Below are 21,998 nucleotides of genomic sequence, written 5' to 3'. Positions count from 1 at the left end.
GCTCTGCGTCACACAAGCGGACGCAGAGCGTCCTGAGAGGCGTTCCCACGCAGAGCGTGGGAACGATCGACCTCTGCGCCGCAGCGCTGCTCCGGTGTCAGGCCTGGTGGGTGATCCGTCCGTCCATCAGCGTGTAGCGCACTGTTCCCGGCAAGGCGTGGCCGATGAACGGGCAGTTCTCGCCGCGGGACAGCCAGTGTTCGCCGGCCACGGTCGAAGTGCTCGGATCGAACAACACCAGGTCGGCCGCCGCACCCACCGTCAGCTTGCCCGCCGGCAGGCGCAGGGCGTCGGCCGGGCCGGCGCTCAGGCGCGCGAGCAGGGTTGGCAGGTCCAGCAGGCCATCTTCCACCAGGGTCAACGCCAGCGGCAGCAGCAGCTCGACGCTGCTGATACCCGGCTCGGTCGCGCCGAACGGGGCCAGCTTGGCGTCCCGCTCATGGGGCTGGTGATGGCTGGAAATCGCCTGGACCACCCCGGATTTCACCGCTTCGCGCAGGCCGTCGCGGTCGGCGCGGGTGCGCAGCGGCGGTTGCACGTGATAGAGGCTGGAGAAATCGATCAGCGCTTCGTCGGTCAGGATCAACTGGTACAGCGCCACATCGGCGGTGACCCGCAGGCCCCGCGCCTGCGCCTGGGCGATCAGCGCCACGCCGCGGGCGCTGGTCAGCTGGCTGAAGTGCGCCCGTACGCCGGTCTGTTCCACCAGCAGCAGGTCGCGGGCCAGGGCCACGGTTTCCGCGGTTTCCGGGATCCCCGGCAAGCCTAGGAAGCTGGCGGTCGCGCCTTCGTGGGCCAGGCCGCCTTCGGCCAGGTCATGGTCCTGGGAATGGAACACCACCGTCAGGTCGAAGGTTGCCGCGTAATCCAGCGCCCGGCACAGGGTGCGGCTGTTGCGGAAACTGTCCAGGCCGTTGCCGAAGGCCACGCAGCCGGCATCGCGCAGGGCAACCAGCTCTGCCAGTTGCTCGCCGTCGAGGCCCTTGCTCAGTGCGCCGATCGGAAACACCTTGGTATTGCCGGCCTCGCGGGCACGGTCGAGGATCAGCTCGGCCACGGCCGAGGTGTCCAGCACCGGTTTGGTCCGGGGCGGGCAGCACAGGCTGGTGATACCACCGGCGGCGGCGGCCCGGGTTTCGCTGGCGATGCTGCCCTTGCGGCTGTAGCCCGGCTCGCGCAGGGCGACGTTGAGGTCCACCAGCCCGGGGGCGGCGACCAGGCCCTTGGCGTCGATGGTTTCACTGGCGGCGAAGCCCGCCGGGGCGGCGCCGATGGCAATGATCTTGCCGGCTTCCAGGTGCAGATCGGTAACTTGATCCAGGCCACTGCTTGGATCGATGACGCGGGCGCCGAGAATGCTGAGCTTCACTGGGCGTTCTCCTGCTCGAATTGGCGCTGGGCGGTCTGTCCGCTCATGGCCATGGACAACACGGCCATGCGCACGGCGATACCGTAGGTGACTTGATTGAGGATGACCGAGCGCGGACCGTCGGCCACCGCCGACTCGATCTCCACGCCGCGGTTGATCGGGCCCGGGTGCATCACGATGGCATCCGGCCTGGCACCGGCCAGGCGCGCGGTGGTCAGGCCGAACAGGCGGTAGAACTCGCCTTCGCTGGGCAGCAGGCCGCCGGTCATGCGTTCACGCTGCAGGCGCAGCATGATCACCACGTCGACATCCTTCAGGCCCTCGGCGAGGTCGGTGTAGACCTTCACGCCATATTGCTCGATGCCGATCGGCAGCAGGGTTTTCGGGGCGATCACGCGGATATCCGGGCAGCCCAGGGTCTTCAGCGCGAGCATGTTCGAGCGCGCGACCCGCGAGTGCAGGATGTCGCCGACAATCGCCACGGAGAGGTTTTCGAAGCCGCCCTTGTGCCGGCGGATGGTCAGCATGTCGAGCATGCCCTGGGTCGGGTGGGCATGGCGGCCGTCGCCGCCGTTGATGATCGCCACCTGCGGGCAGACGTGTTCGGCGATGAAGTGCGCGGCGCCGGAGTCGCCGTGGCGTACCACGAACATGTCGGCGGCCATGGCCTCGAGGTTGCGCAGGGTGTCGAGCAGGGTTTCGCCCTTGCTCGCGGACGAGGTCGACACGTTCAGCGTGATCACGTCCGCCGACAGCCGCTGGGCCGCCAGTTCGAAGGTGGTGCGGGTACGGGTGGAGTTCTCGAAGAACACGTTGCACACGGTCTTGCCGCGCAGCAGCGGGACTTTCTTCACCGCCCGGGCGCCAACTTCGAGGAAGGAGTCGGCGGTATCGAGGATCTCGGTCAGCAGCTCGCGGCGCAAACCGTCAAGCGACAGGAAGTGGCGCAGCTGGCCCTGATCATTGAGCTGCAGGGGGCGCTTGGCGTCTGGAGGCGTCATCGCAAGGGACTCTTTTTAGGTGCTTAAAGGGCCAGGTCTTGAAGTTCAAGTTGGAGCGGTGCGGGGCCGGACAATTTTACCCGTTCCGTGGGCGCCAGTGACAGGGTCGCGCCCACCACATTCGGCCGGATCGGCAACTCGGCGGCGTCCAGGTCCAGCAGGCAGACCAGGGTCACGCTGGCCGGGCGGCCATAGTCGAACAGTTCGTTGAGGGCGGCGCGGATGGTCCGGCCACTCATCAGCACATCGTCGATCAGCACCAGGTGCTGGCCTTCGATCTCGAACGGCAGCTCGGAGGGGCGTACCTGCGGGTGCAGGCCGTTCTGGCTGAAGTCGTCGCGGTAGAAGGAAACGTCCAGGGTGCCCAGCGGCGAATCGCTGTTCAGCGCCTTGAGCAGCGCCTGCGCGACCCACACGCCACCGGTGCGGATGCCGATATAGCGCGGGGTGTCGATGGCGCGCTGTTGCAGGTGGGCCTTGAGGCGGATGGCCATCTGGTCGATCAGTTCGGCGGGATTGGGCAGGCTCATGGTGGCTCCTTCAAGGGCCCCGCCCGGCAAGCGCGGCGAGGGCTGAAACGGTGGGGCGTGAAACGCCTTCAGGATTCTGGGGGTGCAGGGTTTTCTTCGATCCAGCTTTGCAGCAGCAGCTTGGCGGCGATGGCGTCCACCGGGTTGTCGCGATAGGTGCCTTTCTGTCCGCCCTTGGCCATGCGCTCGCCCTTGGCCTCGAACGTGGTCAGGCGTTCATCCTGGGTGAAGAACGGCACGTTGTAGCGACCGTTGAGCCGGCGGGCGAATTTTTCCGCCCGGGCGCACATTTCGCTGGGGGTGCCGTCCATGTTCAGGGGCAGGCCGACCACTACGGCATCGGGTTTCCACTCCTTGATGAGGGCTTCGACCTGGTTCCAGTCGGGAATGCCGTTCTGCGCCTTGAGGGTGCAAAGCTCGCGGGCCTGGCCGGTGATCATCTGGCCGACGGCGACACCGATCTGCCGGGTCCCGTAGTCGAAGCCCAGCAGCAGGCGGATATTGGCCATCAGGCGTGGCCCGCCTGGCTGGTGAGCAGGCTGAGATTGACGCCCAGCCGGGCGGCGGCGGCGGCCAGGCGTGCATCGCTGTCGGTTTCGAAGAGGATGTCCGGGGAAAACGGGCAGGTCAGCCAGGCGTTATCGGCCAGTTCGGCTTCCAGTTGCCCGGCTTCCCAGCCGGCATAGCCGAGGGCGATCAGGCTGCGCTCCGGGCCGATGCCGTCGGCGATGGCGAACAGCACGTCCTGGGACGTCGACAGCGCCAGGCCTTCGAGTTCGACGGTGGCCTGGTAGGTCTTGCCGATCGGATGCAGGACAAAGCCGCGATCGGTCTGCACCGGGCCGCCGGAGTAGATCGGCACATGCTGGCAGAGGCCGGGCGGATCAATGTCCGGGCGCAACTGTTCGAGGATATCGGCCAGGTTCAGCGATTGTGGGCGGTTGATAACCAGTCCCATGGCACCGTTCGCGGTGTGCTCGACGATGTAGGTCAAGGTCTGCGCGAAATTCGGGTCGGCCATATGCGGCATGGCGATCAGGAAGTGATGCTTGAGGTAAGTCGGGGTGAGGTTTTTCATGAGCCCTAGTGTGGCGTTGGGCGGGCAAGCTGACAAGCGGCGTGCGCGGACTTGTTGCTCCACGCAGGACCTTGCAGGCGCCGACAGCTTCGGGGGCAAGCCCCCTCCCACAGGTTTTCCTGCAGATTCTCACGGGTTCTCAGTTGCTGGACAGCTTGTCTCCCCGGGCAAAACGCCAGGTGCGGATGATTTCCAGGCGGTCGATATCCGACAGATCGCCGGTAAAGGGCGCGAAGGGGGCCGCCAGGCGCACGATGCGCTGGGCCGCCTGGTCCAGCAGGGGCTGGCCGGAGGATTCCAGGACCAGCACTTCATACAGCGAACCGTCGTGGTTGATCGAGACCATCAGCCGCAGGTTGCCGTAGATCTGCTGGCGCCGTGCTTCCTCGGGATAGTTGAGGTTGCCGATCCGCTCGACCTTCTTGCGCCACTCGTCCTTGTACCAGGCGCCCTTGTCGCGCATGGTCGAGGCGGCGCTGAGGCGGTGGATGCGCGGGCGCTTGGCGTACAACTGCTGTTCCTTGGCCAGTTCCGCCTCCAGGCTGGCGATATCGCTGGACAGCTGCGAGCTGTCGAAGGTCGGTGTTTCGGCCTTGGGCGTGACTTCGGTCCGGGTTTCCTCGCGTTTGGTCACGGTTTTCCTGGGTTTTGGCGCCACGGTGGCGACAGCGGCCTTGGGCGCGGCTTCCTTGATTTCCTGCTTGGCCGGTGGCGGCGGGGTCACTTTGTTGACGATGTTGTCCTGGAACGGCGCGACCTCGGTGGTGGTGGGGATCGCCTTCTTGTCCAGGGTGCCGCTGCCCTGCTGGTTTTCCTGGGCGATAAAGTCGGCCTTGGCAGGCTTGGTTTCGCTCTTGAAGGTGGCCAGGGTGATTTCCAGGGTCCTGCTGATCTGCTTGGGCTCGACGAAGCTGAAACCGATGCCGAGGATCAGCGCCAGGTGGATCAGGGCGGCGAGAAACAGGGTAAAGCCGAGCCGATCGGCCGGGCGCACGCCGGTGCGGGAGAGTTCGGGGGGCAGATCGGCGGGGAGTGTCATGACCAGGAAACCAACATCACGCGTATCAGAGGCGATGCATGATAACGCAATGTTGGTTTCATCTCGGCTGTTCTACATCAACGGCTTTTGAGCTTCTGCTCGATGGCATCCATCAGCAGGCCGCCGATATTGGTGCCGAAGGCATTGTCGATTTCGCGGATGCAGGTAGGGCTGGTGACGTTGATTTCCGTCAGGTGCTCGCCGATCACGTCGAGGCCGACGAACAGCAGGCCTTTTTCGCGCAGGGTCGGGCCGACCTGGGCAGCGATCCAGCGGTCGCGGTCGGTCAGCGGACGGGCTTCGCCACGACCGCCGGCCGCCAGGTTGCCGCGGGTTTCGCCGGCAGCCGGGATCCGCGCCAGGCAATACGGCACCGGTTCGCCATCGATCATCAGGATGCGCTTGTCACCGTCCTTGATCCCCGGCAGGTAGGCCTGGGCCATGATCTGCTGGGTGCCGAGGGCGGTCAGGGTCTCGAGGATCACCGACAGGTTCGGGTCGCCGACACGGTGCCGGAAGATCGAGGTGCCGCCCATGCCGTCCAGCGGCTTGAGGATCACGTCACCGTGCCTGGCGGCGAATTCGCGCAGGACATCGGCCCGACGGCTGACCAGGGTCGGCGGCGTGCAGTGCGGGAACTGGGTGGCGAACAGCTTTTCGTTGCAGTCGCGCAGGCTCTGGGGCTTGTTCACCACCAGCACGCCGGCGCGCTCGGCCTGTTCCAGCAGGTAGGTGGAGTAGACGAACTCCATGTCGAACGGCGGGTCCTTGCGCATCAGGATCACGTCCAGATCGCTCAGGGCTGCGTCGGTCTCGGCTTCCAACTCGAACCAGTGCTCGGGGTTGGCGAACACCTTCAAGGGTTTCATCCGTGCCCGGGCCACGCCAGCATCTTGATAAAGGTCCTGCTGTTCCATGTAGAACAGCGTCCAGCCGCGCTCCTGGGCGGCCAGCAACATGGCCAGCGAGCTGTCCTTCTTATAGGAGATGCTGGCGATGGGGTCCATGACAATCCCGAGACGAACGCTCATGGGCTATATCCTCTGTTGGCCGTGAAGGCCGCGATGGCTTGAAAAAGTGGCGTCAGAGTGGCGCTACACCGATTCCCGGTCAAGGAAAAACCGCCTCTGGCAGCCGCGCCGAGGCCGCTCATGGATTGCGTGGGGAGACTGTGCTAAAAAGGTTCGCATCCTGTACGAAATCCTTCCACATCAAGGGTTTCGCGCCCGGAAACCGGGTATCCGTAGAAAACGAGTCGCTGTGGCGATGGTAGAGCAGATATGGAACAGCATTCCACAGCCTTGAAAGTCATGGTCATCGATGACTCCAAGACGATTCGTCGCACGGCCGAAACGCTGCTCAAGCATGTCGGTTGCGAAGTCATCACGGCCATCGACGGTTTCGATGCGCTGGCCAAGATTGCCGATCATCATCCGGGCATCATCTTCGTCGACATCATGATGCCGCGCCTGGATGGTTATCAGACCTGCGCCCTGATCAAGAACAACAGTGCGTTCAAGTCGACGCCGGTGATCATGCTGTCGTCCAAGGACGGCCTGTTCGACAAGGCCAAGGGGCGCATCGTCGGCTCCGACCGCTTCTTGACCAAGCCCTTCAGCAAGGAAGAGCTGCTGGATGCGATCAAGGCCCATGTGCCGGGATTCGCGGCAGTGGAACAAGCACATTGACGGGTGGCCGGTGGGCCGCCCTCTTTATAAGAAATGGGGAACACCATGGCACGCATCCTGATCGTCGATGATTCGCCGACTGAAATGTACAAACTGACCGGCATGCTGGAAAAGCACGGCCATGAGGTCCTCAAGGCCGAGAACGGCGCCGACGGCGTGGCCCTGGCCCGCCAGGAAAAGCCCGACGCGGTCCTGATGGACATCGTCATGCCCGGCCTCAACGGTTTCCAGGCGACCCGCCAGTTGACCAAGGACCCGGAAACCGCGGCGATCCCGGTGATCATCATCACCACCAAGGATCAGGAAACCGACAAGGTCTGGGGTACGCGCCAGGGGGCCAGGGACTACCTGACCAAGCCGGTCGACGAAGAGACCCTGCTCAAGACCCTGAACAACGTCCTGGCCGGTTGACGGCCGGCGCCCATGGCTGAATCGCAGACCGCCTTCCAGCTGTTGCTGGAAATCGACCAGCGCTGCCGGCTGCTGGCGGCGGACCTGCCGTCCCAGGAAACCCGCCAGGACACCTGGAGCGGCATCGGTTTCCGGCTCGGCGAGCAATGGTACGTGGCGCCGATGGGCGAAGTGGCCGAGGTTCTCCATGAGCCGCGCTACACCCTGCTGCCGGGGGTGAAGCCCTGGGTCAGGGGCGTCGCCAACCTGCGCGGGCGGTTGTTGCCGATCATGGACCTGTGCGGTTTCTTCGGGCATGAGTTGTCGCCGTTGCGCAAGCAGCGGCGGGTACTGGTGCTGGAGTACAAGGAGGTGTTCGCCGGCCTGCTGGTGGATGAGGTGGCGGGCATGCAGCACTTTCCCCAGGGCAGCCGGCAGATGCATTCGGTCGAGCGCCCGGAACTGGTGGTGGCGCCCTTTGTGCAGGGCTGTTTCGAACGTGGGCGCAGCTGGTGGGTGTTCAGCCCGTTTGTCCTGGCACAGGCGCCGGGTTTTCTCGAAGTGGCGGTCTGATCGATGATTAAAGCCAAAACCAGCAAGCCGGAAGAGGCTTCGCGCAGTCGTTCGCAGATCATCGTGCTGTTTATCGCGCTGATCGTGTTCATCATGCTGTTGTTCGCCAACTTCGCGTACCTGAACACCCAGTCCAACTACGACAAGCAGTACATCAGCCACGCCGGCGAACTGCGGGTGCTGTCCCAGCGTATCGCCAAGAACGCCACCGAGGCCGCTTCCGGCAAGGCCGCGGCGTTCAAGCTGCTCAGCGATGCACGCAACGACTTCGCCCAGCGCTGGGGCTACCTGAAGAAAGGCGACCCGGCCACCGGCCTGCCCGCCGCGCCACCGGTGGTGCGCAGCGAAATGCACGCGGTGCAGCAGGACTGGGAAAGCCTGCTGAAGAACACCGATGCGATCCTTGCCAGCGAACAGACCGTGTTGTCCCTGCACCAGGTGGCCGCGACCCTGGCCGAAACGGTGCCGCAGCTGCAGGTCGAGTACGAAAAGGTCGTGGAAATCCTCCTGCAACGCGGTGCGCCGGCGGCCCAGGTGGCCATGGCCCAGCGCCAGTCGTTGCTCGCCGAGCGCATTCTCGGCGCGGTGAATACCGTGCTGGCCGGGGATGAAACCGCGTCCCAGGCCGCCGATGCCTTCGGGCGTGACGCGGCGCGCTTCGGCCAGGTGCTCAATGGCATGCTGCAGGGCAATGCGGCGCTGAAGATTTCCCAGGTCGAAGACAAGGACGCCCGCGCCCGTCTCGGCGATATTGCCGAACTCTTCCAGTTCGTCTCCGGTTCCGTCGACGAAATTCTCGAGACGTCGCCGGAACTGTTCCAGGTCCGCGAGTCCGCCAGCAATATCTTCAGCCTTTCGCAGACCCTGCTGGACGAGGCCTCGCACCTGGCCAACGGTTTTGAAAACCTGGCGGGCGGGCGTTCCCTCGACACCATCGGCGGTTATGTCCTGGGCCTGCTGGCGCTGGCCTCGATCATCCTGATCGGCCTGGTGATGGTGCGCGAGACCAACCGGCAACTGCATGAGACCGCGGAAAAGAACGAGCGCAACCAGCACGCGATCATGCGCCTGCTGGATGAAATAGAGGACCTGGCCGACGGTGACCTGACCGTGACCGCCTCGGTGACCGAAGACTTCACCGGGACTATCGCCGACTCGATCAACTATTCGGTGGACCAGTTGCGCGATCTGGTCGCGACCATCAACCTCACCGCCGGCCAGGTGGCCGCCGCCGTGCAGGAAACCCAGGCCACCGCGATGCAACTGGCCGAAGCCTCCGAGCACCAGGCCCAGCAGATCAGCGAGGCGTCCGCCGCCATCAGCGACATGGCCGAGTCCATCGACCAGGTATCGGCCAACGCCGCTGAATCCTCGGCGGTGGCCGAGCGCTCGGTGGAAATCGCCAACAAGGGCAACGAGGTGGTGCACAACACCATTCACGGCATGGACAATATCCGTGAGCAGATCCAGGACACCGCCAAGCGCATCAAGCGGCTCGGCGAGTCTTCCCAGGAGATCGGCGATATCGTCAACCTGATCGACGACATTGCCGACCAGACCAATATCCTCGCCCTCAACGCGGCGATCCAGGCGTCCATGGCCGGCGATGCCGGGCGTGGCTTCGCGGTGGTCGCCGACGAAGTCCAGCGCCTGGCCGAACGCTCTTCCGCCGCCACCCGGCAGATCGAGACCCTGGTGCGGGCGATCCAGGCCGATACCAACGAAGCGGTGATTTCCATGGAGCAGACCACCACCGAAGTGGTGCGTGGCGCCCGCCTGGCGCAGGACGCCGGTGTGGCCCTGGAGGAAATCGAAGGCGTCTCGAAGACCCTGGCGGCGCTGATCCAGAGCATTTCCAACGCAGCCCAGCAACAGACCTCGTCGGCAGGGCAGATCTCGCTGACCATGAACGTGATCCAGCAGATCACCACCCAGACCTCATCCGGCTCGACCGCCACCGCCGACAGCATTGGCAACCTGGCGAAAATGGCCAGCCAGCTGCGGCGCTCGGTCTCCGGCTTCACCTTGCCCCAGGCGCAAGATGCGCGTGAAACCCGGTAGTGCAAGCATGAGCGACCACCACGACTATGTGGCCCTCGAATGGGTCAAGGGCGAAATCGCCGACACCCTGAAGCAGGCCCGCCAGGCCCTGGATGCCTTCGACGAACCGGGGCATTCGAGCCAGGACATCGCCGAATGCCTGGCCTGCATCCACCAGGTGCATGGCAGCTTGCAGATGGTCGAGTTCTACGGCGCGGCCCTGCTGGCCGAAGAGATGGAACAACTGGTGCTGGCCATGCAGCAGGGCCGGGTCGGCGAGCAGGAAGAGGCCATCAGCCTGTTGCACCAGGCTTTCGGTCAACTGCCGCTGTACCTGGACCGTGTGCACAGCGCCCGCCGCGACCTGCCGCTGGTGGTGCTGCCGCTGCTCAACGACCTGCGCAGTGCCCGCGGCGAAAGCCTGCTCTCGGAAACCAGCCTGTTCAGTCCGACCCTGCTCGAACTGCCCGCCCTCGACGACGCGGCCCTGGCCCGCCAGGCCCCGGCGGAACTGCCCAACCTGCTGCGCAAACTGCGGCAGATGCTGCAGACCGCGCTGGTCGGCTTGCTGCGCGAACAGGACGATCAGACCAACCTCGGCTACATGGCCAAGGTCTTCGCCCGTCTCGAAAGCCTGTGCCAGAACGCTCCGCTGGGCCAGCTCTGGCAGGTCGGCTCGGCGCTGGTCGAAGGCATGCTCAGCGGTGCCATCGGCAACAGCCCGGCCCTGCGCAGCCTGCTCAAGGATTCCGACAAGGAACTCAAGCGCCTGCTGGAACAGGGCATGGCCGGCATCAACCAGGCCGCGCCGGACGAATTGCTCAAGAGCCTGCTGTTCTATATCGCCAAGGCCGAGCGGCCCACCGCGCAGATGCTCGCCCTGAAGGCGCGCTACGGTCTCGACGAGGCCTTGCCCGCGACTTCCGTGGTCGACGAAGAGCGCGCGCGCCTGGCCGGCCCCGACCGGGATGCCATGCGTTCGGTGGTCTCGGCGCTCTGTGAAGAGCTGGTGCGGGTCAAGGAGCGGCTCGACCTGTTCGTGCGCAGCGACCGCCAGCACACCGACGACCTGGCCAGCCTGCTGGCGCCGTTGCGGCAGATCGCTGATACCCTGGCGGTGCTCGGTTTCGGCCAGCCGCGCAAGGTCATCATCGATCAACTGGCGGTGGTCCAGGGCCTGGCCCAGGGGCAGCGCGAACCCAATGACGCGGTGCTGATGGATGTCGCCGGGGCCTTGCTCTATGTCGAGGCGACGCTGGCCGGGATGATCGGCACGGTGGAGCCGGAAAGCCGCGAAGAAAGCCGCCTGCCGACCACCGACCTGACCCAGATTCACCAGATCGTGATCAAGGAAGCGCGGATCTGCCTGCAGCAGGCCAAGGACCTGATCGTCGACTACATCGATGCCGACTGGGACCGCGAGCGCCTGATGCCGCTGCCCGAGCTGCTGACCCAGGTCCGTGGCGCCCTGGCGATGATTCCCCTGGGCCGCGCCGCGAGCCTGCTGGAAACCTGCAACCGCTATGTCCGCGAACACCTGCTGGTAGACCCGGCACCACCGTCCTGGCAACAACTCGATCGGCTTGCCGACGCGCTGACCAGCATCGAGTACTACCTCGAGCGCCTGGCCGAAGACCATGAGGCGCCTGGCGAGCGGGTGCTGGACAAGGCCGAGGAAAGCCTCGATGCGCTGGGCTATGCGCCGGTCGAACTGGACGTGCCGTTGCTCGAAGAAATCCTGAGCCCCAGTGAGGCCCAGGTCATGCACGATTTGCAGGCGCTGGACGACCCCCAGGTGGTGCAGTCCCTGGCCGATGTCCTGGCCAGCCCGGTCTCGGCGCTCAACCCGCCGGCCCGGCAGATGCCGGGGAGCCTGCTGCCGCCGCCGTCCGATGAAGCGCCGGTCGATGACGAATTGCGCGAAGTCTTCCTCGAGGAAACCGAGGAAGTCCTCGATGCCTTGCGCGACTACCTGCCACGCTGGCTCGCCGATCTCGAGAGCAAATCGGCCCTGGCCGAGTTGCGCCGGGCCTTCCATACCCTGAAGGGCAGCGGTCGGATGGTGCGTGCGCTGGTGCTGGCCGAACTGGCCTGGGCCGTGGAGAACCTGCTCAACCGAGTGCTGGAGCGCAGCGTCGAACCGGAGCCGGCGGTGCAGCAACTGATCGCCGATGTGGTGGCCTTGCTGCCGGAGCTGATCGGCGAGTTCGCCGCCAATGCCCAGCGCCAGCGTGACGATGTCGACTGGATAGCCGCCCGGGCCCATGAGCTGGCCAGTTCGGATGACGACGAGGCTGACGTCGCTGGCGAGGCCGAGGGCCTTGACCCGCAGTTGCTGGAAATCTTCCGCAACGAGGCCGAAACCCATCTCGACAGCCTCAACCGCTTTCTCGAGCAGGCCGCCGAACACCTGCCGCTGCAGGCCAGCGACGAACTGCAACGGGCCCTGCACACCCTCAAGGGCAGTGCCTATATGGCCGGGGTCCTGCCGATGGCCGAACTGGCCGCGCCGCTTGACCATCTGGCCCGGGAATTCAAGGCTCACCTGCTGGCGCTGGACCTGGACGAGATCGAACTGCTGTTCGAGGCCGAAGGGTTGTTTCGCCGTGGCCTGAAGCAGTTGGACAACGATCCGCTGGCCGCCATCAGCGGCGCGCCGGAGCTGATCCAGCGCACCGAGGCCCTGCTGGCGAGCCGTCTCGACGCGTTGCTGAGCGAGCCCAGCAGTGCCCAGCGGCCCCGGCGTGACCCGCAACTGATCAACAACTTCCTTGCCCAGGGCATGGATATCCTGCTGGACGCCGAGAACCTGTTGCTGCGTTGGCAGCAGCATCCCGGCGAGCGCCAGGAACTCAACGACCTGCTGGACGAACTGACCACCCTCGGCCAGGGCGCGCATATCGCCGACCTGGAGCCGGTGGACGAGTTGTGCGAAGCCTTGCTGGATCTCTACGGCGTCGTCGAAGAGAGCAGCCTGGCGGTCAGCGAACGGTTTTTCCATGAGGCCCAGCAGGCCCATGAAGCGCTGATCAACATGCTCGACGAACTGGCCGCCGGCCAGGCAATCAACCCGCAGCCGGCCCGCGTCCAGGCACTGCGCGAGTTGCTCGACGAAGCCCTCGACCCGTCCGCCACCGGGCTGATCAAGACCGACGGCAGCCGCACCCTGAGCATCACCGAGCTGACCACGGCCACCGCCGAGGCGGCCCGGGTTGACGCGGCCGGGGTGGCCGGCGGCGTCGATCTGGATGACGAGATCGTGACGATCTTTCTCGAAGAGGCGGCGGATATTCTCGACAGCGCCGGGCTGGCCCTGCAGCGCTGGCTCGACGAGCCGGACAACGCCGCGCCGCTGCTGTCCCTGCAACGCGACCTGCATACCCTCAAGGGCGGCGCGCGGATGGCCGAGATCGGTCCGGTCGGCGACCTGGCCCACGAACTGGAAAATCTTTACGAAGGCCTGGTGGACCGGCGTTTCAGCCACTCCCCGGCCCTGGCGCTGCTGCTGCAAAAGAGCCATGACCACCTCGCCGTGTTGCTGGAGCAACTGCAAGGCCAGCAACCCCTGAGCGATCCGGCGGCGCTGATCGACGGCATCCGCGCGTTTCGCCAGCAGGCGGCGGAACCGCTCGAACCGGGAGAGCCGGCCGAGTTGCCGACAGCGGTCAGCGATCCGGAATTGCTGGAGGTCTTTCTCGAGGAAGGCTTCGACATCATCGAAAGCTCCGGCGCCGCGCTGCAGCGCTGGCAGGCCGAGCCGTCGAGCCGCCAGGAAGTGGAAACCCTGCTGCGCGACCTGCACACCCTCAAGGGCGGTGCGCGAATGGTCGAGATTGCGCCCATCGGCGACCTGGCCCATGAACTGGAGTTTCTCTACGAAGGCGTGTCGACCCTGCTGCTGCAGCCTGGCGAGGCGCTGTTCGAGCTGTTGCAGAGCGGCCATGACCGTCTGGCGCAGATGCTCGATGCGGTGCGCGACGAACAGCCGGTGGTCCCGGCCGATGCCCTGATTGCCGAGATCCAGGCCTTTGGTCGCCAGCCCGTGGTCGAGCTGCCGGTGACGCCGGAGCCTGCGCCTTCGCTGCCGTCCAAGAGCGAGGCGGTGCTGCCCGAAGCCGAGCGTCCGCCCCAGGACATGGTCAAGGTCTCCGCGGATCTGCTGGAGGACCTGGTCAACCTGGCGGGGGAAACCTCGATCTTCCGTGGGCGCATCGAGCAGCAGGTGAATGACGCCAAGGTCGCGCTCAACGAAATGGAAACCACCCTCTCGCGGATGCGCGACCAACTGCGGCGGATGGATATCGAAACCCAGGGGCGGATCCTCAGCCGTCAGCAGGTGGAAGCCGAGCGCCTGGGCTACGAAGAATTCGACCCGCTGGAAATGGATCGCCACTCGCAGTTGCAGCAACTGTCGCGGGCCTTGTTCGAGTCGGCCTCCGACCTGCTCGACCTCAAGGAAACCCTGGCCGGCCGTAACCAGGACGCGGAGAACCTGTTGCTGCAACAGGCGCGGGTCAATACCGAGTTGCAGGAAGGCCTGATGCGCACGCGCATGGTGCCGTTCGAACGCCTGGTGCCACGCCTGAAGCGCATCGTCCGGCAGGTGGCCGGAGAGTTGGGCAAGGACGTCGATTTCATTGTCGGCAATGCCGAAGGCGAGATGGACCGCAATGTCCTCGAACGCATGATCGCGCCCCTGGAACACATGCTGCGCAACGCCGTTGACCACGGCCTGGAAAGTGCCCAGGTGCGGCTGGCGGCCGGCAAGCCGGAACAGGGACGGATCACCCTGGACCTGTCCCATGAAGGCGGCGACATCGTCTTCGATATCCGCGACGACGGCGCCGGTGTTCCCCTCGATGCCGTGCGGCGCAAGGCGATCAAGCGCGGGATGATCGAGGAAGACACGCTGATCAGCGACCGCGACGTGTTGCAGTTCATCCTCCAGCCGGGCTTCTCCACCGCCGAGCGCATCACCCAGATTTCCGGGCGCGGCGTCGGCATGGACGTGGTCCACGAGGAAGTGCGGCAACTGGGCGGGACCATGACCATCGACTCGATCAAGGGACAGGGCGTGCACTTCCAGATCCGCCTGCCATTCAGCGTCTCGGTGAACCGCGCGCTGATGGTGCAGTGTGGCGAGGAGCAATATGCGATCCCGTTGAATACCGTCGAAGGCATCGTGCGGGTCCTGCCCGGCGAGCTGGAAGGTTATTACCAGATGAACCCGCCGCGTTACGAATACGCCGGGCAGACCTACGAATTGCGCTACCTGGGCGAACTGCTGCAAACCGTCAGCAAGCCCAAGCTGCTCGGGCTGAGCCAGGCGCTGCCGGTGCTGCTGGTGCATTGCAACGAGCAGCGGGTGGCGTTGCAGGTGGACACCCTGGCCGGCACCCGGGAAATCGTGGTCAAGAGCCTGGGGCCGCAGTTTGCCGCCGTGTCGGGCTTGTCCGGCGCGACGATTCTCGGCGATGGCCGGGTGGTGTTGATTCTCGACCTGCTGGCCCATGTGCGCACTTCCCAGGCCTGGGTGCCGGTGCCGCGGGCGCTGAGCGACCTGGCGGTGGACTTCACGCCGATGCGACCGACGCTGGTCATGGTAGTGGACGACTCGGTCACCGTGCGCAAGGTCACCAGCCGGCTGCTGGAGCGCAACGGCATGAACGTGATCACCGCGAAGGACGGCGTGGACGCGATGACCCTGCTGCAGGAACACACCCCGGACCTGATGCTGCTGGATATCGAAATGCCGCGCATGGACGGCTTCGAAGTGGCGACCCAGGTCCGCAACGATCCGCGCCTGAAGGACTTGCCGATCATCATGATCACTTCCCGTACCGGCCAGAAGCACCGCGACCGGGCCATGGCCATCGGCGTCAACGACTACCTGGGCAAGCCGTACCAGGAATCGGTGCTGCTGGAGAGCATCGCCCACTGGAGCCATGTGCATGCATGAACATCGTGCGAGCAGCCTGACCGGGCTGATGCTGCCACTGGCCGACCGCTACCTGCTGCTGCCGAACGTGGCGGTGGCCGAACTGATCGATTACCAGCGCGGCGAACCGGCCAGCGATGCGCCGCCGTGGTACCTGCGGCAAGTCACCTGGCGTGACCGGCAGTTGCCGCTGATCAGCTTCGAGGCCGCCTGTGGCGGGGCCATTGCAGTCGGCGACCGGTCGCGGATCGTCGTTCTCAATGCCCTGGGCGGGCGGCCGGAACTGAAGTTCATCGCCCTGGTGATCCAGGGCATTCCTCGCTCGTACAAGCTCGACAGCCAGCTGAGCTTTGTCGACGTGCCGCTGTGCCACCTGGAAAAGGCCGCGGTCCAGGTCGCCGACCTGGTGGCAAAAGTGCCGGATCTGCTGGGGCTGGAGCGCCTGGTGCTGGAGTCGGGGCTGGCCTGAGCGATTGCGTGGCGGCGGCCGGCCTCTTCGCTGGCAAGCCAGCTCCTACAATGTCCGTGTCTTTTCCACGATTGCGAGACAGTCCTGAACCTGTAGGAAGTGGCTTGTCGGGGCGCCGCACCGAAGCCAATAGAACCGGTCAGACTTCGCAGATTCTGCTCAACTGATCGTCATCCGCTCGTCCAGCGCGCTCTCTATCACTAGCTCTTGATAAGTCCCAAAAAGGGACCTATCGTTCCCTTTTTGGGACTCTTTGGCGCAACCATGCAAACCCTCTCCCTCAGTGATGCGTTATTTACTGCAACACAACAGCGAATCCTGGGCTTGCTCTTCGGCAAGCCGGACCATAGTTTCTATGCCAATGAGATAGCCCGTTGGGCAAAGGTTGGCAAAGGCAGTCTGATGCGTGAACTGGAACGCCTGCAATTGGCAGGCGTCCTGACCCTCAGTCGGCAAGGCAACCAGACGCATTATCAGGCCAATCCGGCGTGCCCTATCTACCAGGAACTGCTGGGTATCGTGCGCAAGACATTCGGTATTAGCGAACCTTTGCGCGTGGCGCTCGAACCATTTGCGGATCAACTGAACTGGGCATTTGTCTACGGTTCTATCGCCAAGGATGAGGCCCATGCCGGTAGCGATATCGATCTGATGCTGATCGGTAGTGCCCTGCACTATAGCGAGGTGATGGAGCGACTATTGCCCATTGAGGAACAACTGGGCCGCGCTATCAACCCGACGCTTTACAGCCTGGAGGATTGGAGTGAAAAGCTCGCCGCCGGCAACAGCTTCGTTCAGCGGGTGGTGACGCAGGACAAGCTCAACATCATGGGACGCAATCCCCTGGAGTCTAAGGATGGACAGAAACGAGAGTCTGGAAAACCTGCAACGTAGTGGTGGCCTGAAGGCGGAGCCCCCTGACCACAAGGAGTGCGAAGGCTTGATGCGTTCGGCGACTGACCGTTTGCGCGATGCGCGTGCCACACAACTGTCCTTTGCCAGTCGTTTCGACCTGGCCTACAACGCTGCCCATGGCATTGCGCTCACGGCGCTACGCCTCAGCGGATACCGCTCGGATCGACGTTATCTGGTGTTCCAGTGTCTTGCTCATACCGCCGGAGTCAACAAGTTGCAGGTTCGCTTGTTTGCGTTGTGTCATGAACGACGGAATCTGGCGGAATATGAAGGTTACATGGATGAAGACGAGGGATTGCTGGCGGAGTTGATCGACAACGCCACTGCGTTGAAGTCGGTCGTCGAGCAAACAATGGTCGGGCTCTATTACAGTTGAATTTAGTAGAACCATTAACCTGAGCGTAACAGTCCAGCGCCGGGCTTGATTGATGCCCCGGCGATTCGCTCCTACTGTCTACTCCACGAAAGCGAACCCGTGGAGTGAGCATGACAACCCCCAATTCCCCCGACTCGCGCTGGACCCGGCGGCGTGCCGAGAAGCAGCGCCGTCTCGAGCAGGTGCGGGCCCTCGCCGATGGCGTGGTGTTGCCCACCGACAAGATCGTCGCCGCCCTGGAAGCCCTGATCATGCCCGGCGACCGGGTGGTGCTGGAAGGCAACAACCAGAAGCAGGCGGATTTCCTCTCGCGCTCGCTGGTGAAAGCCGACCCGGCCAAACTCCACGATTTGCACATGATCATGCCCAGCGTCGGCCGCGCCGAGCACCTGGACCTGTTCGAGCGCGGCATCGCCCGCAAGCTGGACTTCTCCTTCGCCGGCACCCAGAGCCTGCGCATCAGCCAGCTGCTGGAAGACGGCCTGCTGGAAATCGGCGCGATTCACACCTATATCGAACTCTACGCCCGGTTGGTGGTGGACCTGATCCCCAACGTGGTACTCAGCGCCGGCTTCATGGCCGACCGTGCCGGCAATATCTACACCGGCGCCAGCACCGAGGACACCCCGGCCCTGATCGAGCCGGCGGCGTTCAGCGACGGCATCGTCATCGTCCAGGTCAATCAGTTGGTCGATGACGTCAGCGAACTGCCCCGGGTGGATATTCCGGCGTCCTGGGTCGACTTCGTGGTGGTGGCCGACAAGCCGTTCTATATCGAGCCGCTGTTCACCCGCGACCCGCGCCATATCAAGCCGGTGCATGTGCTGATGGCGATGATGGCGATCCGCGGGATCTACGAGAAACACAATGTGCAGTCCCTCAACCACGGGATCGGTTTCAACACCGCCGCCATCGAGCTGATTCTACCGACCTACGGCGAATCCCTCGGTCTCAAGGGCAAGATCTGCCGCAACTGGACTCTCAACCCGCACCCGACCCTGATTCCCGCCATCGAGAGTGGCTGGGTCGAGAGCGTGCATTGTTTCGGCACTGAACTGGGCATGGAAAACTACATCGCCGCCCGGCCGGATGTGTTCTTCACCGGGCGCGACGGTTCGTTGCGTTCGAACCGGATGTTCTGCCAGTTGGCCGGGCAATACGCGGTGGACCTGTTTATCGGCGCAACCCTGCAGGTCGACGGCGACGGTCATTCTTCCACGGTGACCCGCGGTCGCCTGGCCGGTTTCGGCGGGGCGCCGAACATGGGGCATGATCCACGCGGCCGTCGCCATGGCACCCCGGCCTGGCTCGATATGCGCCTCGATGGCGGCGATGCGCCCGAAGCGTTGCTCGAACGCGGCAAGAAGCTGGTGGTGCAGATGGTCGAGACCTTCCAGGAGGGCGGCAAACCGACCTTCGTCGAGACCCTCGATGCCGTGGATGTGGCGAGGAAAAGCGGGATGCCGCTGGCGCCGATCATGATCTATGGCGATGACGTCACCCACCTGCTGACCGAAGAGGGTATCGCCTACCTGTACAAGGCCCGTTCCCTGGAGGAGCGCCAGGCGATGATCGCCGCCGTGGCCGGTGTCACAGCCATCGGCTTGCGGCATAACCCCAAGGACACCGCGCGGATGCGTCGCGAAGGCCTGATCGCCTTGCCCGAAGACCTCGGTATCCGTCGCACCGATGCCAGCCGCGAACTGCTGGCGGCCAAGAGTGTGGCCGACCTGGTGGAGTGGTCGGGTGGCCTCTACAACCCGCCCGCCAAGTTCAGGAGCTGGTAAATGCACGCCTTCAATCTGCAAGCCCAACCCCTGTCCCTGGCCGAGCGCCTGGCGGACTTCGCGGTGGAAGCGCTGATCGACGAAGCCGACCTGTCGCCCAAGCCGGCCCTGGTGGATCGCCGCGGCAACGGTGCCCACAGCGATCTGCACCTGGGGCTGATGCATGCCTCGGCCTTGTCGCTGTGGCCGATGTTCAGGGAAATGGCGGAAGCCGCGGCCGCCAGCGGCACCGTCGACCTGCCGCTGCGTGAAGCCCTCGGCCGTATCGGCCGTGAAGGCGAGCAGGCCATGCTGCAGACCACCGGCGGGGTGAATACCCATCGCGGCGCGATCTGGGCCCTGGGCTTGCTGGTGGCGGCGGCGGCGCTCGAGCCGCGCGCGGTGATGGCCAATGCCCTGACCCTGCGCGCCGCGCGCCTGGCCTTGCTGGAAGACCGTCATGCGCCCAACGGCAGCAGCCACGGCAGCCAGGTCGCCCAGCGCTACGGCGCGCGCGGGGCCCGGGAAGAAGCGCAACTGGGCTTTCCGGCGGTGACCCGTCTCGGCCTGCCACAACTCAAGCGCAGCCGGCTGGCCGGCCACGGCGAACAGAACGCCCGGCTGGATGCCCTGCTCGCGATCATGACCAGCCTGGCCGACACCTGCGTGCTCTACCGCGCCGGCGTGCCGGGTCTGCAGGCCATGCAACAGGGCGCCCGCGCCGTGCTGGAGGCGGGCGGCAGCGCCAGCCTGGCCGGACGGCGCAGCCTGAATGAATTGGATCAACAGCTGTTGGCGATGAACGCTTCACCGGGTGGCGCGGCGGATCTGCTCGCCGCCTGCCTGCTGATCGACCGCCTCGAACAGGAAGCCTTGTGATGGAAAAATTGTCCTTTGAATTCCCCGCCGGGCAACCGCCCAAAGGCCGTGCCCTGGTGGGTTGCGTCGGCTCGGGCGATCTGGAAGTGCTACTGGAACCCGGCCATCCGGGCCGCCTGTCGATCGAGGTGACGACTTCGGTGAACGGCAGTTCGGCGCGCTGGCAGCATCTGTTCGAGCGACTGTTCGATGGCCAGCTGCCGCCCGCGCTGAGCATCGATATCCACGATTTCGGGGCGACTCCCGGTGTGGTCCGCCTGCGCCTGGAACAAGGCTTCGAGGAGATCGGCCATGACTGACAGCGAGCAGTTGTTGCACAAGCACAGCTTCGTCGAACTCGGCGCCCGCCAGCGTGCGCGAGCGTTGCTCGACAGTGGCAGTTTTCGCGAACTGCTCGACCCCTTTGCGCGGGTCATGTCGCCCTGGCTCGAACGCCAGGGCGTGGTGCCCCAGGCCGATGACGGGGTGGTGATCGCCAAGGGCAGCATCGATGGCCTGCCGCTGGTGGTAGCTGCCATCGAGGGCGCCTTCCAGGGCGGCAGCCTCGGTGAAGTGGGCGGGGCGAAAATCGCCGGTGCCCTGGAACTGGCCGCCGAAGACAACCGCAAGGGCATCCCGACCCGCGCCGTGCTGCTGCTGGAAACCGGCGGCGTGCGGTTGCAGGAGGCCAACCTGGGGTTGGCGGCCATTGCCGATATCCATGCGGCGATTGTCGACCTGCGGCGTTATCAGCCAGTGATCGGCGTGGTGGCCGGCAGCGTTGGTTGCTTTGGCGGCATGTCCATCGCGGCGGCGTTGTGCAGTTATCTGCTGGTGACCCAGGAGGCGCGGCTGGGCCTCAACGGCCCGCAGGTGATCGAACAGGAAGCCGGACTGGAGGAATACGACTCCCGCGACCGTCCGTTCATCTGGAGCCTGACCGGCGGCGAACAGCGTTTCGCCAGCGGCCTGGTGGATCGTTACGTGGCCGATGATGTGGCACAGGTCCGGGAGCAGGTCGCGGCCTTGCTCGAGGCCGGTGTGCCCGAAGCGCAACGCAGCCGGCAGGCGCACTGGTACCTGCAGAGGCTGGCCGAACTGGATGCCGGGCCGCAGATCGATCCCGCCACGGTTCGTCGTCTTTTCCAAGGAGATCGCCCATGAGCGCTTATTCCCTGCGCGGTTTGCACTGGTTCCAGGCCCTGACCGCCGGTGTCGGCGAAGTGTCCGGCCTGCCGCCTTCACTGAAGGTCGCGGATGCCGAGCTCGGCGGCCACCCGGTGCGCTTCCTGGCAGTGGTGGCGGACCCGGCCAATCGCTTTGTCCGTGCCCGCAATGGTGAGGTCGGCCTGCTGGAGGGCTGGGGCCTGGCCAAGGCCGTGGATGAAGTGATCGAGGCTGACAGCGGACGCACGGACAAACGGGCCCTGATCGCCATTGTCGATGTACCGAGCCAGGCCTACGGGCGTCGTGAGGAAGCCCTGGGCATCCACCAGGGCCTGGCCGGAGCGGCGGACAGTTATGCCCGCGCCCGCCTCGCGGGGCACGCGGTGATTGCCCTGCTGGTGGGCAAGGCGATGTCCGGGGCCTTTCTCGCCCACGGTTACCAGGCCAACCGGCTGATCGCCCTGCGCGATCCGGGGGTGATGGTCCACGCCATGGGCAAGGCCTCGGCGGCACGGGTGACCTTGCGCAGCGTCGAAGAGCTGGAAGCCCTGGCCGCCAGTGTGCCGCCGATGGCCTATGACATCGACAGCTACGCCAGTCTTGGCCTGCTGTGGAAAACCCTGGGCGTGGAACAGATCGAACAGCCGACGGCCGTCGACATGGCGCAGGTGCAGGACTGTCTGGTCGAAGCCATCCACGATGTGGCGCACAATGGCACGGACCTGAGCGGGCGCCTGGGCGCGAGCAATCGGGCGGCGTCGAGCCGGGTTCGGCAACTGTTGCGCGAGCAGTGGTGAATGG

20 protein-coding genes are annotated in these 21,998 nt (G+C 65.0%); 13 read left to right on the top strand and 7 right to left on the bottom strand.

The genetic code is table 11. The features are described from left to right. Positions 1 to 97 precede the first annotated feature (97 nt). From ACL9RJ_RS19085 to gshB, 7 genes are all read right to left on the bottom strand, one after another. Positions 98 to 1,369 carry a dihydroorotase gene (locus ACL9RJ_RS19085; protein WP_103032756.1) on the bottom strand — a complete coding sequence of 424 codons (1,272 nt, stop codon included), beginning with the start codon at positions 1,367 to 1,369 and terminating at the stop codon, positions 98 to 100. Further along, entirely contained in the window at positions 1,366 to 2,370 is a 1,005-nt protein-coding gene (locus tag ACL9RJ_RS19080) for an aspartate carbamoyltransferase catalytic subunit (RefSeq protein ID WP_103032755.1), read from the bottom strand. The genes ACL9RJ_RS19085 and ACL9RJ_RS19080 overlap by 4 nt, the downstream gene beginning before the upstream one ends. A 23-nt stretch (positions 2,371 to 2,393) precedes the next feature. Further along, entirely contained in the window at positions 2,394 to 2,900 is a 507-nt protein-coding gene (pyrR, locus tag ACL9RJ_RS19075; protein ID WP_017124847.1) for a bifunctional pyr operon transcriptional regulator/uracil phosphoribosyltransferase PyrR, read from the bottom strand. Between the two features lie 68 nt (positions 2,901 to 2,968). Next, positions 2,969 to 3,409: a Holliday junction resolvase RuvX gene (ruvX, locus tag ACL9RJ_RS19070; protein ID WP_103032754.1), complete on the bottom strand. Its 441-nt coding sequence runs from the start codon at positions 3,407 to 3,409 to the stop codon at positions 2,969 to 2,971. Continuing rightward, positions 3,409 to 3,978: a YqgE/AlgH family protein gene (locus tag ACL9RJ_RS19065; RefSeq protein ID WP_017124844.1), complete on the bottom strand. Its 570-nt coding sequence runs from the start codon at positions 3,976 to 3,978 to the stop codon at positions 3,409 to 3,411. Before ACL9RJ_RS19065 ends, ruvX begins: the two co-directional genes overlap by 1 nt. Before the next feature lie 139 nt (positions 3,979 to 4,117). Next, entirely contained in the window at positions 4,118 to 5,017 is a 900-nt protein-coding gene (locus ACL9RJ_RS19060) for an energy transducer TonB (RefSeq protein WP_017124843.1), read from the bottom strand. 77 nt (positions 5,018 to 5,094) lie between these two features. Next, positions 5,095 to 6,048 (bottom strand): glutathione synthase, encoded by a 954-nt coding sequence (gene gshB, locus ACL9RJ_RS19055; protein ID WP_042934799.1) that lies wholly within the window; start codon positions 6,046 to 6,048, stop codon positions 5,095 to 5,097. A 249-nt stretch (positions 6,049 to 6,297) separates the two neighbouring features. On the opposite strand from gshB, the gene pilG reads away from it, so the two are divergent. The 13 genes from pilG (at position 6,298) to mdcE (ending at position 21,994) form a co-directional block, all read left to right on the top strand. After that, a complete protein-coding gene (gene pilG, locus ACL9RJ_RS19050; protein ID WP_017124841.1) occupies positions 6,298 to 6,705 on the top strand; it encodes a twitching motility response regulator PilG in 408 nt (135 codons plus the stop codon). A 45-nt stretch (positions 6,706 to 6,750) separates the two neighbouring features. Continuing rightward, complete coding sequence (pilH, locus tag ACL9RJ_RS19045; protein WP_042934830.1) at positions 6,751 to 7,116, top strand: twitching motility response regulator PilH; 366 nt, start codon at positions 6,751 to 6,753, stop codon at positions 7,114 to 7,116. A gap of 12 nt (positions 7,117 to 7,128) precedes the next feature. Further along, the gene (locus tag ACL9RJ_RS19040; RefSeq protein ID WP_103032753.1) at positions 7,129 to 7,668 is read left to right on the top strand and encodes a chemotaxis protein CheW; all 540 of its coding nucleotides are present in this window, start codon (positions 7,129 to 7,131) and stop codon (positions 7,666 to 7,668) included. A 3-nt stretch (positions 7,669 to 7,671) separates the two neighbouring features. Next, entirely contained in the window at positions 7,672 to 9,729 is a 2,058-nt protein-coding gene (locus ACL9RJ_RS19035; RefSeq protein ID WP_017124838.1) for a methyl-accepting chemotaxis protein, read from the top strand. Between the two features lie 7 nt (positions 9,730 to 9,736). Then, complete coding sequence (locus ACL9RJ_RS19030; protein WP_422765552.1) at positions 9,737 to 15,667, top strand: Hpt domain-containing protein; 5,931 nt, start codon at positions 9,737 to 9,739, stop codon at positions 15,665 to 15,667. Beyond that, a complete protein-coding gene (locus ACL9RJ_RS19025; protein WP_017124836.1) occupies positions 15,660 to 16,115 on the top strand; it encodes a chemotaxis protein CheW in 456 nt (151 codons plus the stop codon). Before ACL9RJ_RS19030 ends, ACL9RJ_RS19025 begins: the two co-directional genes overlap by 8 nt. Positions 16,116 to 16,379: 264 nt before the next feature. Then, entirely contained in the window at positions 16,380 to 17,009 is a 630-nt protein-coding gene (locus tag ACL9RJ_RS19020) for a nucleotidyltransferase domain-containing protein (RefSeq protein WP_042934797.1), read from the top strand. Beyond that, positions 16,972 to 17,406, top strand: a complete 435-nt coding sequence (locus tag ACL9RJ_RS19015) for a hypothetical protein (RefSeq protein WP_212810240.1) — start codon at positions 16,972 to 16,974, stop codon at positions 17,404 to 17,406. The genes ACL9RJ_RS19020 and ACL9RJ_RS19015 overlap by 38 nt, the downstream gene beginning before the upstream one ends. 110 nt (positions 17,407 to 17,516) lie before the next feature. Further along, entirely contained in the window at positions 17,517 to 19,193 is a 1,677-nt protein-coding gene (gene mdcA / locus ACL9RJ_RS19010; protein ID WP_177109206.1) for a malonate decarboxylase subunit alpha, read from the top strand. Then, positions 19,194 to 20,051, top strand: coding sequence for a triphosphoribosyl-dephospho-CoA synthase (locus ACL9RJ_RS19005; protein WP_422765551.1), 858 nt, complete (start codon positions 19,194 to 19,196; stop codon positions 20,049 to 20,051). It begins immediately after the preceding gene. Continuing rightward, positions 20,051 to 20,350 (top strand): malonate decarboxylase subunit delta, encoded by a 300-nt coding sequence (locus tag ACL9RJ_RS19000; protein WP_017124831.1) that lies wholly within the window; start codon positions 20,051 to 20,053, stop codon positions 20,348 to 20,350. Before ACL9RJ_RS19005 ends, ACL9RJ_RS19000 begins: the two co-directional genes overlap by 1 nt. Beyond that, positions 20,343 to 21,194: a biotin-independent malonate decarboxylase subunit beta gene (locus ACL9RJ_RS18995; protein WP_422765550.1), complete on the top strand. Its 852-nt coding sequence runs from the start codon at positions 20,343 to 20,345 to the stop codon at positions 21,192 to 21,194. Before ACL9RJ_RS19000 ends, ACL9RJ_RS18995 begins: the two co-directional genes overlap by 8 nt. After that, positions 21,191 to 21,994: a biotin-independent malonate decarboxylase subunit gamma gene (gene mdcE, locus ACL9RJ_RS18990; protein WP_422765549.1), complete on the top strand. Its 804-nt coding sequence runs from the start codon at positions 21,191 to 21,193 to the stop codon at positions 21,992 to 21,994. The genes ACL9RJ_RS18995 and mdcE overlap by 4 nt, the downstream gene beginning before the upstream one ends. Positions 21,995 to 21,998: the final 4 nt, after the last annotated feature.

It is taken from the genome of Pseudomonas sp. Mn2068 (assembly GCF_049319725.1).
Lineage (GTDB): Bacteria > Pseudomonadota > Gammaproteobacteria > Pseudomonadales > Pseudomonadaceae > Aquipseudomonas > Aquipseudomonas gingeri.
Note: the sequence above shows the minus strand (reverse complement) of the source record. Positions and strands in the feature narration are given on the sequence as shown.